This window comes from Enterococcus sp. DIV1083b (assembly GCF_051713705.1).
Classification (GTDB): domain Bacteria; phylum Bacillota; class Bacilli; order Lactobacillales; family Enterococcaceae; genus Enterococcus_D; species Enterococcus_D casseliflavus.
In genome coordinates, this window is sequence record NZ_JBIOQJ010000001.1 from 691,971 (window position 1) to 707,910 (window position 15,940).

Genomic DNA, 15,940 nt, shown 5'->3' on the forward strand with positions numbered 1-15,940 from the left:
ACTGGCGCTCTTTTTGCATTGTCGCAAGGGTGGTGCTATAGTGAAAAAAGAAAGCGCAGATCCGTTTATGGATTGGAAGGAGAAGTTGATGGACAAAGAACAATCAGGGAATGAAACCCACAAAACAGTTTCGCCAGCCTCGTTGCAAGGAACACCTTGTTTTGTGGCAAAAAATGCGACGATCGTAGGAAACGTGACTCTAGGAAAAGAGAGTACGGTCTGGTTTCAAGCAGTGATTCGAGGCGATGCCAATCGCATCGAAATCGGCGCGCGTACCAATATTCAAGATGGAACGATCATTCACGTTGATCACGATGCCCCGACGATCGTGGAAGACGATGTGACTGTTGGGCATCAGTGTATGCTTCATGGCTGTACCATCAAAAAAGGGGCGCTGATCGGCATGAGCTCGATTGTTTTGAATCATGCAGTGATCGGTGAAAATAGTTTGTTAGGTGCTGGTTCGTTAGTAACGGAAGGAACCGTCATTCCGCCCAATGTGTTGGCGTTTGGTCGTCCTGCACGAGTGATCCGCCCGTTGACAGAGGAAGAAATCGCCAAAAATCAGGCAAACATCACGCATTACGTGGAAAATGGGTATGCTTACCAACAGTGCGAATATGGTGAAGTCTGACGCCGAACCAAAAGACGCAAAAAGGTGTACGAATTGCTTCGTACACCTTTTTTATGCAAGCTTATTTCAATTTGTTTGATTCCATGATCTCGTCGATCAAGCCGTAATCTTTGGCTTCTTGTGCGGTCATGAAGTTGTCACGATCGGTGTCGCGTTCAATCACTTCGATTGGTTGACCGGTACGTTCTGACAAGATTTTGTTCAGACGTTCGCGGGTTGCCAAAATGTGGCGGGCAGCAATTTCGATCTCAGTTGCTTGACCTTGGGCGCCACCTAATGGTTGGTGGATCATGATCTCTGCATTTGGTAACGCAAAGCGTTTGCCTTTTTCACCAGCGGTCAATAAGAATGAACCCATAGAAGCAGCCATCCCCATAACGATGGTTTGAACATCGGCTTTGATAAAGTTCATGGTATCAAAGATCGCTAGACCAGCAGTAACGCTTCCGCCAGGCGAGTTGATGTACAAGTAGATGTCTTTTTCAGAATCTTGCGCGTCCAAGAATAAAAGCTGAGCAATGATCGAGTTTGCTAAGTCATCGGTTACTTGACCACTCAACATAATGATCCGGTCTTTTAATAGACGAGAATAGATGTCATACGCTCTTTCACCGCGAGATGATTGTTCAATGACTGTAGGAATTAAATTCATAGTGATAGTCCTCCTAAAAATCGTTATAGATATAGTTTAGCATAAAGTTTTCGCAATATCTAAGAGATAGTATACCGATTAGGTCAAGAAAGGTCAAATAAAAAGTTCGTTATCTTTTTTGCGAAACTTTCAAATATGATACAATATGAAAAAAGGAATGAGGAAGGATCGAAGAATGGCAGTAGCAATAGCAGGTTTGATCGGCGTCTTAGTGGGCGCATTGTTAGTAACCATCATTTTTAATTTACGCATTCGGTATGAGGAGCAAAAAGAAAAACAACGCCGTTTGTTGGAGCATAAAGTCAAAGAAATCGAAACGTTGGTTTTATTGAATCAAAAAATCAGTGAGATTCTACAAAAACGGGTCATGCTGATGGATGAGTATGTCAGCTTTGATGCCTTTGACGACTGTTATATCACCATCGATGATTTTGCCTATCTACAATCTTTTGCGGCGCAAAACAGTTTTTATCTACCGAATTTTTTCTTGGAAGAATTTTTCAAAAAAATCGGGACACGTCGGGTGATTTTATCCCCAGAGGAAACTGTTAAAATCGGTGGGTATACCTATAAAGGCGGTCGGATCATTATGGAAAATTTCCTTGATCAATTAGTCGAAATGGTCAATGAGCGTAAAACCCAAATGAAAAACATGACGAGCGAACCGTTGACCTATTTTTCAAAAACGATTTGATTCTACTGGTCAGCCGTTTTCCTTGGTTAAGGCAACCAAACCAGAGTATGGACGGTTGCGCTTTTTTAACTGATCACACACACCCTTACTGCGATCATAGTAAGGGTGTTTTTCTTTGACCGAAACAAAGCGTTATTATTCATTAAGAGGATCGAAACAAACAGAGGCTTTTTGGTTCTAGTAGATTCCATGGTAAAATAAAGAGTGAGAATGGAGTGAAAGAATGATGGTACAAATAGTTGCCCACCGCGGGAGTAGCGGCAACCGACCTGAAAACACGCTACCAGCATTTGCGGAAGCGGTGCGGGTCAAAGCTGATATCATTGAGTTAGATGTACATCTATCAAAAGATGGCGGCTTGATCGTCATGCATGATGAAACGGTTGATCGAACGACCAACGGCAAAGGTCGGATCTGTGACCTGACGGTTGCTGAACTAAAAGACCTCAATGCTGGCAGCTGGTTTTCTGAGGAATTCCAAGCCGCCAAAGTCCCCACGCTAAAAGAAGTGTTGGATTTACTTGCAGCGAAGAATTATCGTGGCATTTTGACGATCGAATTAAAAACCGATCATTATGAGTATGAAGGAATCGAAGCCAAAGTATCCGACTTAATGAATAGTCAAGAATGGCCCTTTACTCATTGGTATTGTTCCTTCAATATCGAGACCTTGGATCGGATGCATGCGATCGAACCGGATGCGACCCTTGATTTTATTATGGGACGCGGGGAAGACAAACCACCGTTGGCGCTCAGCCGACCGTATATCGAAGGAATTCATCCTGCCTATCGCTGGGTTCAAGAGACAGCAACGGTCTTAACTGATTTTCCGATCGCGATCCGTCCGTGGACTGTCAACGAAGAAGCGGCGATTCGCACCTGCTTGGCTCTGGGGTTGACGGGGATCATCACCGATTTTCCAGAAAAAGCTCGGGCAATTGTGCAGCAGGTCCGCGAGGAAACAAAAGGATGAAAAAAGTCTTAGTAATTGTGGGACCGACCGCAGTTGGCAAAACCGCCTTGAGTATCCAGTTAGCCCAAAAATACCAAGGGGAGATCATCAGCGGGGATTCCATGCAAATTTACCGTCAGTTAGATATCGGTACCGCCAAAGTGACGAAGGAAGAAATGGCAGGGATTCCTCATCATTTGATCGATATTCGGGGGATGACGGAAGCATACTCTGCCGCTGATTTCCAGCAAATGGGGCGTGAAGCCATCGAGACGATCCAGCAGCAAGGAAAGCTGCCGATCGTTGTAGGGGGAACAGGGTTATACATCCAAGCGCTGCTGTATGACTTTCGTTTAGGGGCAGAAGAAGGCGACCCAACGATTCGTCAGCGTTACGAACAAGAAGCAGCAGCCATCGGCAAAGAAGCTTTATGGCAAAAACTGCAGGCGGTCGATCCCTTGGCAGCAGCGAAGATCCACTACAACAATGAGCGGAAAGTGATTCGTGCGTTGGAGGTTTTTGAAACGACTGGCGAAAGTATCGCTGCACCAAAAGAGACACCACAAGCTTTGTACGATTTCTTCATGATCGGGTTAACCACTGAGCGAGAAGTGTTATACCAGCGAATCAATCAGCGGGTGGACTTGATGATGGATCAAGGCTTGATCGAAGAAGCAAAAGCTGTTTTGCAGTATCCAGAAACGCAAGCCGCCAAAGGGATCGGCTACAAGGAATTTTTGCCCTATTTTCAAGGGCAGGCCACATTGGAGGAGACCGTTGAGCAAATCAAGCAAAACTCACGCCGCTACGCCAAGCGGCAGCTGACGTGGTTCAATAACCGAGCACAGCCCCGATGGATTGATTTAGTGAGGCAACCTGAAGAACAACGTACCCTTGAAACAGAAATCGACCAATGGTTGGAGGAGAAAAGATGAGCCAAGAACGTGTGATTCTTGTCGGAGTTGAAACGGAGAAAAACTATCTTCATTTTGATTCGTCAATGAAAGAATTGAAAAGCTTAACAAAAACCGCCAATGGTGAAGTTGTTTTTTCACTGGTGCAAAAACGGCAGCAAGTCGATCGACAAACCGTGATCGGCAAGGGGAAAGTTGCGGAATTGCAGCAGTTGGCAGAAGCACATGAAGCAGATCTAGTGATCTTCAATCATGAACTGACACCAAGGCAAAGCCAGTTGATCGGTGATGCGCTAGAAGTGCCAGTGATTGATCGCGTTCAGCTGATCCTTGATATTTTTGCGATGCGTGCCCGTTCCAAAGAAGGAAAGCTGCAAGTAGAATTGGCGCAGCTGGATTATTTGCTTCCACGCTTGATAGGGCAAGGAAAGAACATGTCTCGGCTAGGGGGCGGAATCGGAACGAGAGGGCCAGGGGAAACCAAGCTGGAGACCGATCGTCGACACATCCGCAACCGCATCACCATCATCAAACGGGAATTGAAGGAAGTGGCAGCCCATCGAGACCGAACACGCCAAAAGCGCAAAGACAGCCAAGTCTTTCAAATGGGCTTGATTGGTTATACCAATGCTGGAAAATCAACTATTTTAAACATTTTGACCAGTGCGGATACGTATGAGCAAGACCAGTTGTTTGCGACACTCGATCCTTTGACGAAACGCTGGCGGATGCCAGAAGGATTCGAAGTCACCATTACCGATACGGTTGGTTTTATCCAAGAATTGCCGACCCAATTGATCGATGCGTTTCATTCCACACTGGAGGAAAGTCAAAACATGGACTTCTTGCTGCATGTCGTCGATGCCAGTTCCGAAGAACGGGTCCAGCAAGAGGAGACGGTCTTAAAATTAATGGAGGAACTTTCTTTGACCCAATTACCGATGTTGACGGTCTACAATAAGGCGGATCGCATCGACGCCGATCAGTTTGTCCCAACACTATTTCCCAATGTCTTGATCTCAGCAAAGAGTACCAAAGGCAAAGAGCGCTTGACTCAGGCGATCAAAATGGAATTGATGCAGATCATGCAGCCTTATCATCTGGTGTTGCAAGCCGATGAAGGCAATGCGCTGAATCGTTTAAAACGGGAGTCGCTAGTGTTGAGCAATGCCTTCGATGAAGCAACACAGACCTATCATATCAAAGGATTTGCGCTGGAAGATACCTATCCACTACGCAGAATGGCGCAAGAACAGGAATAAACAGAAAACGGTGCAGCTGATGCACCGTTTTTTTTGTGGTGACAAAATTATGGAAGTATAAGTGGTTTGACTTCCTTCAAGTGCAAAACCCGAACATTTTTGGCTAAGGCACCATTTCTTCCAGAAAAAGGACTGCTTGAACATGCGATCAAATCAAGGACTCAGTGGAAAAATCAAAAAAAAATGCATTCATGTCACTTTTTCTAACATGAGGGGTTGACACGCAAAAAAAGAATTGGTATAGTTTCCATAAAGTTACGCAGCATCATTGAAACGGAGGGGAGCCAAGTTATGCGGGAAAAAGAATTGCGGCGCTCAATGTCAGTCTTTCCTATCGGAACAGTCATGAAATTGACCGATCTCACCGCCCGTCAAATTCGTTATTACGAAGAACAAGAATTGATCCACCCGGAACGCAGCGATGGCAATCGACGAATGTACTCGCTGAATGATATTGATACCTTGCTTGAGATCAAAGACTATCTTTCCGATGGACTGAACATGGCGGGAATCAAACGAGTTTATGAAATGAAAGTTGCCAAAGAAAAAGAAGCGAAGAACAAACCGCCGCTGACCGATGAAGATGTACGTCGAATTTTTTATGATGAACTCTTGGCTCAAGGTGGATTGAATCAACAACAGCCATACCAGCAAAAAGGTCCACGAATGTAGAGCACTTGTAGATCATTGCTGTGATATAAAAAAAGAATTGGGAAAAAGGAAGGGATACTATGCCAAAATTTGAAAGAACTGCCGAAGACATCAAACAAATCGTAAAGGATGAGAACGTGCGCTTTTTACGCTTGATGTTTACTGATATTTTAGGAACGAACAAGAACGTTGAAGTACCTGTAAGTCAATTAGATAAAGTACTGGAAAACAAAATGATGTTTGACGGTTCTTCTATTGAAGGATTTGTCCGTATTGAAGAAAGTGACATGTATCTGTATCCTGATTTGTCGACCTGGATGATCTTCCCTTGGGAAAGTGAACATGGCAAAGTGGCTCGTTTGATCTGTGATATCTACAATCCAGATGGCACCCCATTTGCAGGCGACCCTCGCGGCAACTTAAAACGGGCATTAGCAGACATGCAATCCCTTGGTTTTACTTCTTTCAATCTTGGACCAGAACCAGAATTTTTCCTATTCAAATTAGATGAAGCAGGCGAAATCACAACTGAATTAAACGACAAAGGCGGCTACTTCGATTTTGCCCCAACCGATCTAGGGGAAAACTGCCGTCGCGATATCGTATTAGAATTAGAAAGCCTTGGCTTTGAAGTTGAAGCGTCTCACCATGAGGTGGCACCAGGGCAACACGAGATCGACTTTAAATATGCGGATGCAGTGGAAGCATGTGACAACATCCAAACCTTCAAGCTTGTCGTGAAAACCATTGCTCGTAAACACGGCTTGCATGCGACCTTTATGCCAAAACCATTATTCGGTATCAACGGTTCAGGCATGCACTGCAACATGTCCTTGTTCAAAGGTGATGAAAATGTCTTCTTTGATGAAGAAGGACCAATGCAATTAAGCCAAACAGCGTATCACTTCTTAGGCGGTTTGATCGAACACGCCCGTGCTTACACGGCTGTCTGCAACCCAACCGTCAACTCTTACAAACGCTTAGTGCCAGGTTACGAAGCGCCTGTATACGTGGCATGGTCAGGACGCAACCGTTCACCATTGATTCGGGTGCCAGAATCAAGAGGCTTGTCAACGCGTTTGGAATTGCGTTCAGTTGACCCATCTGCTAACCCATACTTAGCAATGGCTGTTTTATTACAAGCAGGACTTGATGGCGTTAGACGTGAGTTGACACCACCACCAGCTGTCGACCGCAACATCTACATCATGAACGAAACAGAACGGGCAGAAGCACAAATCGAAGATCTGCCATCAACGATCCACAATGCCATCAAAGCATTGCGTAAAGACCAAGTGATGATCGATGCCTTAGGCAAACACATCTATGCCAACTTTGTCGAAGCAAAACGATTAGAATGGGCAGCCTTCCGCCAAACAGTCTCCGAGTGGGAAAGAGAACAATACTTGGAACTCTATTAAAATCGCAAAAAAAGCCGCTAGAGATAAACAATCTAGCGGTTTTTTTATGATGAAACCAGCGTTTATCCTATTGATTCTGGTTTTATTTATTTCCGATCGTCAATAGCTGCTTGATCAAAATTTGAGAAAAAAACCATTGCAAAGCTAGAGCGGTTCTGTCTATAAGAAGCGTAACTCTTGACCATTGGGAAAAATCAAAAAATACCAGTCGGGCGAGGACTGGTAAGAGGAAGAAAAATAGTTTTGGTATAAAGCTAGCATAGTCGGTCAAAGTAAAATGAACCTTAAAAAGTAGAAAGTTTCTTGTAAGAAGTTCTCATTCGTCAAAGGATTCCAGCTCAGACAATATTTTTGCGGGGACTTCTGATTGAGGGATTTCGTTGGGACCAGAAATGATGCGGGTCTTACTGATTTCTGCTTTGACTAAAGTATTTGGAGCCAATGGTTTTACATTTTCGCCCGTCAGGTCATAGGTCATGAGTTCTTTTTCACCATTTTTCTTTACGAATTCAAAGGTGTATTTGTAGGTAAAAGAGCCATCGATTTTTTCACCAGAATCGCTGTAGGTCTGTGTCTTTTCAGGGACTTTGTTGGGCGTGATAGCATAAGCCGTGATGCCGCGATACGTTGTTGCATAGTACGTGTAGCCGAAATAGCCGGCTACGACAATAATCAAAACGCCAAGCGTTAATAGTAGTTTTTTCATGGGTGTCATTCCTTTCCATTACTAGCATCACTATAGCATGTGGTCACTAAAAGCACTCATCGAAAGGGATAACAATATTGTAAGTTTAGCATTTTTGAATAAAAATCCTGTAACTTTCTGTTTAACAATTGTGATAATGAAAAATATTTCTGAAACCTTCCTGCAATATTGTAATGTTATTCTCTTACTTGTGCCCGATAGCGGGACAAATAATCAAAAGAGAGGTTTTTTCATTTGAAAAAATTTGCATTTACAGTTGTTGCAGGATTTGGTTTATTCGTTGGCGGAACAGTTGTTTCAGCAGCAGAACAAACCCGTGTTGTCGAACCAGGAGACACTCTATCTGGGATCGCTGCTACTTATCAAACAACGGTCGAAGACCTTTTAGCTTTAAATGATTCGATCGAAAATCCAAATATGATTTTTGATGGCGAAACATTGTTGGTTTCTAACGATGGCCAATCAGTAGAAAACAAAGAAACAAGTACGAAAGAAAGCACAGAAAAAAGTGAATCCACAGCGACTGCTAACGTGAGTCAAACTCGTTCAAGCGTTCCTGGTGCTGGTTCTGGTGTCTTGAATCCAGTGGATGGGATCAACTATTTCAATGGTGTGAGAGAATCGTACTACTCACAAAAAGTCTTGCCAGGAGGCGGATTGAATATCCCTGGTCGCCATGTAGCATCAGACGGAACCATCCGTGATGCCGATGGGTACATCGTTGTTGCCAGTGATAATCAACCGAAAGGATCGACTGGTCAATCATCTTTAGGTGCCTATAAAGTCTATGACACAGGTGTCGGTCATAGCGGTATTGATGTTTATACGAATTGGTAAGCAAGTAGAATACGAGTAGAGACGAGCGCATTTTAGAGCTCGTCTTTTTTTGATCGGCGAGAAAAAATAATCGTCATCTGGTCTAGACTAATTATTGTAATCAAACACAACCTGTGGTATTATTGGACTATACCAAATAGAAACGGAGCGCTGATCATGGAAATTATTCGCGTTAAAGATGCTGCTCAAGGCGGAAAGAAAGCTTTTGAATTGATTCAAGAAGGTATGGCAAATGGCGCCAAGGTCCTAGGCTTAGCAACAGGAAGCACGCCAGAGACCCTTTATGCAGAAATGACTGCCAGTGAAGTTGATTTTTCAGAAATGACTTCAGTCAACTTAGATGAATACGTAGGACTAGGCGGCGAAGACGAACAAAGCTATCGTTACTTCATGAATGCTCATTTATTCAATAAAAAACCATTCAAAGAAACCTTCGTACCAAACGGCAAAGCGGAAGACTTAGAAGCAGAATGCCAACGCTACGATAGCGTGATTGCGGATCACCCAGTTGATATCCAAATCTTGGGTATCGGTCAAAACGGACATATCGGCTTCAACGAACCTGGTGCATCTTTTGAAGGAACGACCTCAGTCGTTGATTTGACTGAATCAACCATCAATGCCAACAAACGCTACTTTGATAAAGTCGAAGACGTCCCAACGACGGCAATTTCAATGGGAATCGGTTCGATTATGCAAAGCAAAAAAATCATTTTGATGGCATTTGGCGAAGTCAAAGCGGATGCGATCCAAAAAATGATTGAAGGACCCGTAACCAACGAATTACCAGCTTCTGTTTTACAAAAGCATGATGACGTGATCGTGATCATCGATGAGGCTGCTGCCAGCAACCTGTAAAACAAAATCAGCCCTTTTCAGAAATAAGTCAGAAGGAAAAATGAGCCATCCTTGCAGCTTCCCCCTGCGCTTGTGCAGTAGCGCCAGCGCAGCTGCGAGCAATGGTTTGTAGCTTACTTGCTTATTTTCTGAGGGGGCTTTTTTTATTTGACTGATTCGGCGCTGTTTTTTTCTTTTTTTCATCAGAGATGCTATAGTTAAAAGAGAGAATACGAAGAAAAGAGGGATGCAAATGGTTGATATGCATTTATCCATTCCTGAAGTAGCACTGAGGTTGCTGTTGGCGATGGTCATGGGTGGCGCGATTGGGTACGAGCGGCAGTACAAAAGCCGACCAGCTGGTCTTAGAACCCATATCTTGGTTTGCATGGGGGCTTGTGTCATTGCTTTGATCCAAGTGGAGATCGCCACAGGTGCCATGCGAGATGCGCTGGATCATCCAGATTTAGCAGGGGTGATTCGTTCGGACGAAGCACGATTGATTGCGCAAGTCGTCAGCGGGGTCGGTTTTCTAGGCGCCGGAACGATCATTGTGACGAAGCGCTCGGTGACGGGGTTGACGACGGCTGCTTCCTTATGGGCGATCGCCGGTTTAGGAATTGCCATCGGGATGGGCTTTTACACCATCGCATTAAGCAGTTTTATCGGGATCTTCTTTGCATTGACGATCGTTAAGCGGATCGTCCGCGTACCAACAGCAAAGAAATTAGAGATCCAGTACATCCACCGCACCGAGACCAAAGAGTTTTTGACGGAGTACTTCCAAGAGAAAAATATCGTGATCGAAGATGTCAATTTTGATGTCAAATTCATGGAAGACTATCGCATTTATACCAACATTTATACGATTGATCTCCCGCGAGGACTAGGCTTTTCTGAAGTGATCGAAGAATTGTCTGTCTACAAAAATGTCACGAAGATCCGCTTAGTGGATATTGCTTAATCGGTATTGAGTCAAAAAGCAGCAAGACACCTCACATTAGTGACGTGCTTTGCTGCTTTTTTTATGATGCGGTAGACATTTTTAAGTAAAAGAAACATACAGTCAAAATAACGATCACTATTGAAGTCAGCAAATTGACCCCTTCATTCGTTACAAAGGAAAGACCGCCGACTTGCTTGGTGGCAACGTCGTGATGGACTTTTTTTTCGGTGTATTGGTGACAGACAGGGCATTGATAGCGCACCTGAATCGTTGCGCCCAGTAAGCTGTCCAAGAGACTACCGCCAAAGCCTAAGGCAGTCAAGGTCAACCAGAGATCAAATGAGAACGGCTTGCCGTTCAACCATAAGGCTGTTGCGAATAAACCAGTGATGGCGAGACTCCCTGCTAGGGAAGCGGCAGTTCCCAACCAACTGACACCGCCGGAAAGTCCTGGTGGTAATTTTTTTCCCGTAAGTAAGTGACGCGGTTGACTTGGACTTAGCACGCCGATTTCTGAGCCCCAAGTGTCAGCCGTACAGCTAGCGATTCCCGCCACAAATCCCCAAAGGAATAGCGGTTCTTTCGTCCAAAAGGCAAGCAGTAGAGCAAAGATGCTTGGTGTGATGTTCGCAAAGACTTGTTTTGCATCACGGCGAGCACCTTTGGCAAGCACAGCTAACTCTGGCTGACTGCGCATTTTCTTTAAAAGACCAATGATGCCAGAGCTGGCAAAGAAAAAGCCAATCAAAAAGATGCTGTACCACGGACCAAAGCCAATGACCAGTGTGCCGCAAAGAATCGCAGCCAGTGCGCCAGAAACAGTCAGCCACTGAAAGACGAATGCTGCCGCTGCAACGAATATGCTGGCAAACAATCCCAGCATGAATTGATAAAAGAAAACCATTTGAACACTCCTTTGCGTATAGTGTAGCATAGGTCTCATTTATTTTACCGCAGTTAACAAAAAAATAGTCAGCCTGATAGCTTTTTACTCGTCAAATGAGAGCGTTTCATTTAAGCTAAGGGAGAGAGGTGATCCAATGAAAATCATTATCATAGGCGGGTCCTTTGGGGGTGTCAGCTGCGCCCGTGAAGCACGCCGATTATACCCTGACGCAGAGATTTTATTGATAGAAAAAAAAGCCCATCTTGGGTTTGTTCCAAGCGGTTTGTTATTGCTGATCGAAGGCAGGATCGCATCGCTGGAAGAAGCATTCTTTTGTACGAAGGAGCAGCTGGAGGCAGAAACGATCGACGTTGCTTTAGAAGAAACGCTTCTGGAGATTTTTCCTTCGGATCATCGGATTCGAACGGATAAGCGAGAACTAAGTTATGATCGACTCGTCTTGGCAGCAGGCTCCAGTCAAGATTCCACTGTTTTGCCACAACCAGAAGAAGCACTACTGACCTACAAGGAATATGAGGCAGCCAAGCATTTCTTGCAGCAATTGCCCCAAGCAGAGTCGATTACCATCGTAGGTGCTGGTCAAGCGGGGATGGAAGCGGCGAATACCTTGACTGCGATCGGAAAAAAAGTCAGTGTGATCGAATCAATGTCATATCCTTTATTCAAGTACTTTGATCACGATTTTTTGCAGCCCTTTTTAACGGAGATCGAAAAAATCCCCAACTTGCAGCTGCATTGGTCCAAGCCAACTTTGGCAGTCGTTAAAACGGAAACAGGCTTTCGGATCGAAACCGCCGATCAAGGCTATGAAAGCGATCTGGTATTGACGACAGTCAACGTTCATCCTCGCTTGCCAGAGGCATTTGCGGTCTTTGAATTACACAGTGATCAAACCATCTGGACAGATGCCTACTTGGAAACTTCTGCCACGGATATTTTTGCGGTCGGCGATTTGATCCAAATTCCGAATGCTATTACGAAAGACACGGTCTATATGCCCTTAGTCAACAATGCTGTTCGCTCAGGAATCGCAGCAGCTCGTAATCTGGCAAGTAAAACCACCCCGTTTCGTGGCGGATTGCGGACAGTCGGAACGCAACTGTTTGGGTGGTACTTAGCAAGCACCGGCTTGACCGAGTCGGATCGGTTTTTCTTCGAATCTCCGATCGTCTGTCATGCGTTTACTGCCGCCAGTTCCTTGTTTGATCCAACACAGGTTCATGGAAAAGTGATGATCGAACAAGCCAGCGGCCGAATCGTTGGTGCGCAGCTTTTATCAAAAGCCAATATTTTGGAAAAAATCAATTTACTAGCGTTTGCGATCGAGCAGCAGGCAACGATGGAGGAGTTGACCCAAAAAGACTTTTTCTTCCATCCACGATTCACTAATGTAATCGACGAAACTTTTCTGTGGTCGGGAAGTGATGCCGATGAGACTTGATCAGTTATTAGAAAAAAAAGAAGCAAAGCAATTGCAGCTGCTCAAAAAGCTTTTACTGGTGGGCGGAAAAATGGAGCTGCACGAGCTGGCGAGCTATCTTGGCATCAGTAAGCCTTCCTTGGAAAAATATGTGGAGGAGTTGCAAGATGAGCTGGCTCACTACCAAGAGCAGTGTCGGTTGTATTATCGAAAAGGTGTCCTGGTCTTTGAAATGAGTCCCACTTTTTCCCTCAATCAAATCGAATGGGCGTTTTATCGTTCAGCATTGAAATTTCAAATCCTCGAGCATCTTTTGCAGCATCAAGAGGTGACCACTGTCCAGCTGGCACAAAAATTAGCGGTCAGCGAGTCATCCTTGTTTCGCAAAATCAAAGAGCTAAATGGCTTGCTAGCAGAATTCGAGTTAGAGATCTGGCAAGGAAAGCTGATTGGGGAAGAAACGCAAATTCGTTATTTCTATTTTGAACTCTTTTGGTATGTCCATTCTTTCGACAGTCAGCCGCTGCCGATCGATGAAAAATACGTCGGTCTGATCACACGAGGTCTGAACATGACCTTCACGAAAGAAGCCCAACAGCGCTTGTCCCTATGGCTGAGGATCATGAAGGCGCGACTGAAAATTGCTACTCAATCCTTTCAAGTCTTACGGGAGAAAATGGTACCCTACACGAAAGATCCTTTGTTTCAGCAATTACGGGAGTTGGTATTTCGTGGGTTTGGCCATTATGCATTAGAAGTCAGAGAAGAGGAGGCGATGCTGCACTTTGTCTTTTTACTGTCGTTCTCGGTGTTATACGAACACGATCTGCAAGTGTATATGCTGCAGCGTTCTCGGTTTACGCCAACTGCCTTGACGGATACCTTGATTTTGGAACATATTTTGCATCTCTACCGCCCATCGTTTGTTCCCCGTGAAATCGAAGCCACTTGTTATGGTCACCTGCTGCAGATCCACAGCCGCGTGTATTTTTTCAAAGGGGATGTGGAGGTTTTTGATCGAGAAAATATTTGGCAGTTAGAAGCGCAGCTATCCAGTCGTAACATCCAGCAAATCAGTCACGAACTATTGGATAAGGCTTTAGCAGAGCTTGATATCAAGCCATCTGATAAAAATAGTTTGTTGATGATGACGATGGTCAAATACTTGAGCGTGATCACGATCATCGATTATCAAATCAATCGGGAGTTTCGCGTCGGGATCGCTTTGAAAATGGATGAACTGTTTAAAGAAGCCCTCTACTATATGTGGCTGCTGTATCTCAAAAATTTGAATGGCGTAGTCGTGGAACGCTATCGCCCGGAACAAGAATATGATTTGATCTTGGCAAATTATGCTATCGAGACGAAAACACCGACTTATCGAATCAGTGAACTAGGTACCGCTTATGATCGGGAAACGATCAAAAAAATGATCCGCGAACGCTTTCAATAGTGGATTTCGTCAATTTCTTAGAAATTTGAAAAAAAATTGACGAACCACATAGCGAAAGTTCGGCTAAAATAAAAGCAAGTCAGAAAGCGCTAACAAGAAGAGCGTATAAAAAACTAAAGGGAGCGAATCAAATGGCAGAAAAAAATTATGTAATGGCGATCGACCAAGGAACCACTAGTTCAAGAGCAATTATTTTTGATCGTAACGGGAAAAAAATCGGCAGTTCACAAAAAGAGTTTCCGCAATACTTTCCAAAATCGGGTTGGGTAGAACACAACGCCAATGAAATTTGGAACTCTGTCCAATCAGTCATCGCAGGGGCATTTATTGAATCAGGTATCCGACCAGAAGCAATCGCCGGCATCGGGATCACTAACCAGCGTGAAACGACAGTGGTTTGGGACAAAACGACAGGCCAGCCGATCGCAAATGCAATCGTTTGGCAATCCCGCCAATCTTCACCGATCGCTGACCAATTAAAAGCAGATGGCCATACAGAGATGATTCATGAAAAAACTGGGTTAGTCATTGATGCGTATTTCTCAGCGACCAAGGTGCGCTGGCTTTTAGACAATATCGAAGGGGCACAAGAAAAGGCGGATAATGGCGAGCTACTTTTCGGAACGATCGATTCATGGCTTGTGTGGAAACTGACAGATGGGCAAGTCCATGTCACCGATTACTCCAATGCTAGTCGGACGATGCTTTACAACATTCATAAATTAGAGTGGGATCAAGAAATCTTGGATCTTTTGAACATTCCAAGCTCGATGTTGCCAGAAGTCAAAAGCAACTCAGAAGTCTATGGTCACACCCGCAGCTACCATTTTTACGGCAGTGAAGTACCAATCGCTGGAATGGCTGGGGACCAACAAGCCGCCCTCTTTGGACAAATGGCCTTTGAAAAAGGCATGATCAAAAATACTTACGGCACTGGGGCATTTATCGTCATGAATACGGGTGAAGAACCACAATTGTCTGACAATGACCTACTGACGACCATCGGGTATGGCATCAACGGCAAAGTCTATTATGCCTTAGAAGGAAGTATCTTCGTTGCTGGATCAGCGATCCAATGGCTGCGGGACGGTCTACGAATGATCGAGTCTTCTCCGCAATCAGAAGAGATAGCTGCCAAAGCAAAAGGCGATAATGAAGTGTATGTGGTGCCTGCCTTTACTGGATTGGGTGCACCTTATTGGGATTCAGATGCAAGAGGAGCCGTCTTTGGCTTGACTCGTGGGACGACGAAGGAAGATTTTGTTCGGGCAACATTGCAAGCTGTTGCGTATCAATCAAAAGATGTCATCGACACGATGAAAAAAGATTCTGGCATCGATATCCCATTGCTGAAAGTCGATGGCGGTGCAGCCAAAAACGATCTATTGATGCAGTTCCAAGCGGACATTTTAGACATTGACGTGCAACGAGCTGCGAATCTGGAAACAACCGCATTAGGTGCAGCTTACTTGGCAGGGCTAGCGGTTGGCTTCTGGAAAGACTTGGATGAATTGAAATCAATGGCAGAAGAAGGGCAAATGTTTACACCAGAAATGCCAGCAGAAGAAAGAGACAATTTGTACGAAGGCTGGAAACAAGCGGTAGCAGCTACTCAGACCTTCAAATTCAAAGCGAAGAAAGAAGGCGAGTAAGC

General features: G+C 44.6%; 16 protein-coding genes. 13 read left to right on the forward strand and 3 right to left on the reverse strand.

From position 1 onward, the window contains the following. Nucleotides 1-40: 40 nt before the first annotated feature. Nucleotides 41-634 carry a gamma carbonic anhydrase family protein gene (locus tag IGI69_RS03190; RefSeq protein WP_230209426.1) on the forward strand — a complete coding sequence of 198 codons (594 nt, stop codon included), beginning with the start codon at nt 41-43 and terminating at the stop codon, nt 632-634. A 61-nt stretch (nt 635-695) separates the two neighbouring features. Here the strand turns inward: IGI69_RS03190 and clpP are convergent, their stop codons facing one another. Beyond that, nucleotides 696-1,286, reverse strand: coding sequence for an ATP-dependent Clp endopeptidase proteolytic subunit ClpP (gene clpP, locus IGI69_RS03195; RefSeq protein ID WP_005225161.1), 591 nt, complete (start codon nt 1,284-1,286; stop codon nt 696-698). A 175-nt stretch (nt 1,287-1,461) separates the two neighbouring features. On the opposite strand from clpP, the gene IGI69_RS03200 reads away from it, so the two are divergent. From IGI69_RS03200 to glnA, 6 genes are all read left to right on the forward strand, one after another. Then, entirely contained in the window at nt 1,462-1,980 is a 519-nt protein-coding gene (locus IGI69_RS03200; RefSeq protein WP_005231097.1) for a hypothetical protein, read from the forward strand. A 223-nt stretch (nt 1,981-2,203) separates the two neighbouring features. Further along, nucleotides 2,204-2,953 carry a glycerophosphodiester phosphodiesterase gene (locus IGI69_RS03205; protein ID WP_010747465.1) on the forward strand — a complete coding sequence of 250 codons (750 nt, stop codon included), beginning with the start codon at nt 2,204-2,206 and terminating at the stop codon, nt 2,951-2,953. After that, nucleotides 2,950-3,867: a tRNA (adenosine(37)-N6)-dimethylallyltransferase MiaA gene (gene miaA / locus IGI69_RS03210; protein ID WP_010747466.1), complete on the forward strand. Its 918-nt coding sequence runs from the start codon at nt 2,950-2,952 to the stop codon at nt 3,865-3,867. The genes IGI69_RS03205 and miaA overlap by 4 nt, the downstream gene beginning before the upstream one ends. Next, the gene (gene hflX, locus IGI69_RS03215; protein WP_005225165.1) at nt 3,864-5,108 is read left to right on the forward strand and encodes a GTPase HflX; all 1,245 of its coding nucleotides are present in this window, start codon (nt 3,864-3,866) and stop codon (nt 5,106-5,108) included. The genes miaA and hflX overlap by 4 nt, the downstream gene beginning before the upstream one ends. Nucleotides 5,109-5,399: 291 nt before the next feature. Then, a complete protein-coding gene (locus tag IGI69_RS03220; RefSeq protein WP_005225166.1) occupies nt 5,400-5,780 on the forward strand; it encodes a MerR family transcriptional regulator in 381 nt (126 codons plus the stop codon). Nucleotides 5,781-5,839: 59 nt separating this feature from the next. Then, nucleotides 5,840-7,180, forward strand: coding sequence for a type I glutamate--ammonia ligase (glnA, locus tag IGI69_RS03225; RefSeq protein ID WP_005225167.1), 1,341 nt, complete (start codon nt 5,840-5,842; stop codon nt 7,178-7,180). Nucleotides 7,181-7,496: 316 nt separating this feature from the next. Here the strand turns inward: glnA and IGI69_RS03230 are convergent, their stop codons facing one another. Then, a complete protein-coding gene (locus tag IGI69_RS03230) occupies nt 7,497-7,886 on the reverse strand; it encodes a YxeA family protein (protein ID WP_010747534.1) in 390 nt (129 codons plus the stop codon). 234 nt (nt 7,887-8,120) lie between these two features. Between IGI69_RS03230 and IGI69_RS03235 the strand changes: the two genes are divergently transcribed. From IGI69_RS03235 to IGI69_RS03245, 3 genes are all read left to right on the forward strand, one after another. After that, the gene (locus IGI69_RS03235; RefSeq protein WP_010747535.1) at nt 8,121-8,723 is read left to right on the forward strand and encodes a LysM peptidoglycan-binding domain-containing protein; all 603 of its coding nucleotides are present in this window, start codon (nt 8,121-8,123) and stop codon (nt 8,721-8,723) included. 156 nt (nt 8,724-8,879) lie between these two features. Continuing rightward, nucleotides 8,880-9,581: a glucosamine-6-phosphate deaminase gene (gene nagB / locus IGI69_RS03240; RefSeq protein WP_005225171.1), complete on the forward strand. Its 702-nt coding sequence runs from the start codon at nt 8,880-8,882 to the stop codon at nt 9,579-9,581. Nucleotides 9,582-9,813: 232 nt separating this feature from the next. Next, on the forward strand, nt 9,814-10,524 hold the full coding sequence (locus IGI69_RS03245) for an MgtC/SapB family protein (protein ID WP_008377072.1): 711 nt from the start codon (nt 9,814-9,816) through the stop codon (nt 10,522-10,524). Nucleotides 10,525-10,585: 61 nt separating this feature from the next. Here IGI69_RS03245 and IGI69_RS03250 read toward each other — a convergent pair whose 3' ends face one another. Then, nucleotides 10,586-11,410, reverse strand: a complete 825-nt coding sequence (locus tag IGI69_RS03250) for a DUF92 domain-containing protein (protein WP_010747536.1) — start codon at nt 11,408-11,410, stop codon at nt 10,586-10,588. A 136-nt stretch (nt 11,411-11,546) separates the two neighbouring features. Here IGI69_RS03250 and IGI69_RS03255 point away from each other — a divergent pair, with 136 nt between their 5' ends. From IGI69_RS03255 to glpK, 3 genes are all read left to right on the forward strand, one after another. Further along, nucleotides 11,547-12,854 (forward strand): NAD(P)/FAD-dependent oxidoreductase, encoded by a 1,308-nt coding sequence (locus tag IGI69_RS03255; protein WP_201691507.1) that lies wholly within the window; start codon nt 11,547-11,549, stop codon nt 12,852-12,854. Continuing rightward, entirely contained in the window at nt 12,844-14,286 is a 1,443-nt protein-coding gene (locus IGI69_RS03260; protein WP_438739710.1) for a helix-turn-helix domain-containing protein, read from the forward strand. Before IGI69_RS03255 ends, IGI69_RS03260 begins: the two co-directional genes overlap by 11 nt. 131 nt (nt 14,287-14,417) lie before the next feature. Beyond that, on the forward strand, nt 14,418-15,938 hold the full coding sequence (gene glpK, locus IGI69_RS03265) for a glycerol kinase GlpK (RefSeq protein WP_005225176.1): 1,521 nt from the start codon (nt 14,418-14,420) through the stop codon (nt 15,936-15,938). The last annotated feature ends 2 nt before the right edge of the window (nt 15,939-15,940 follow it).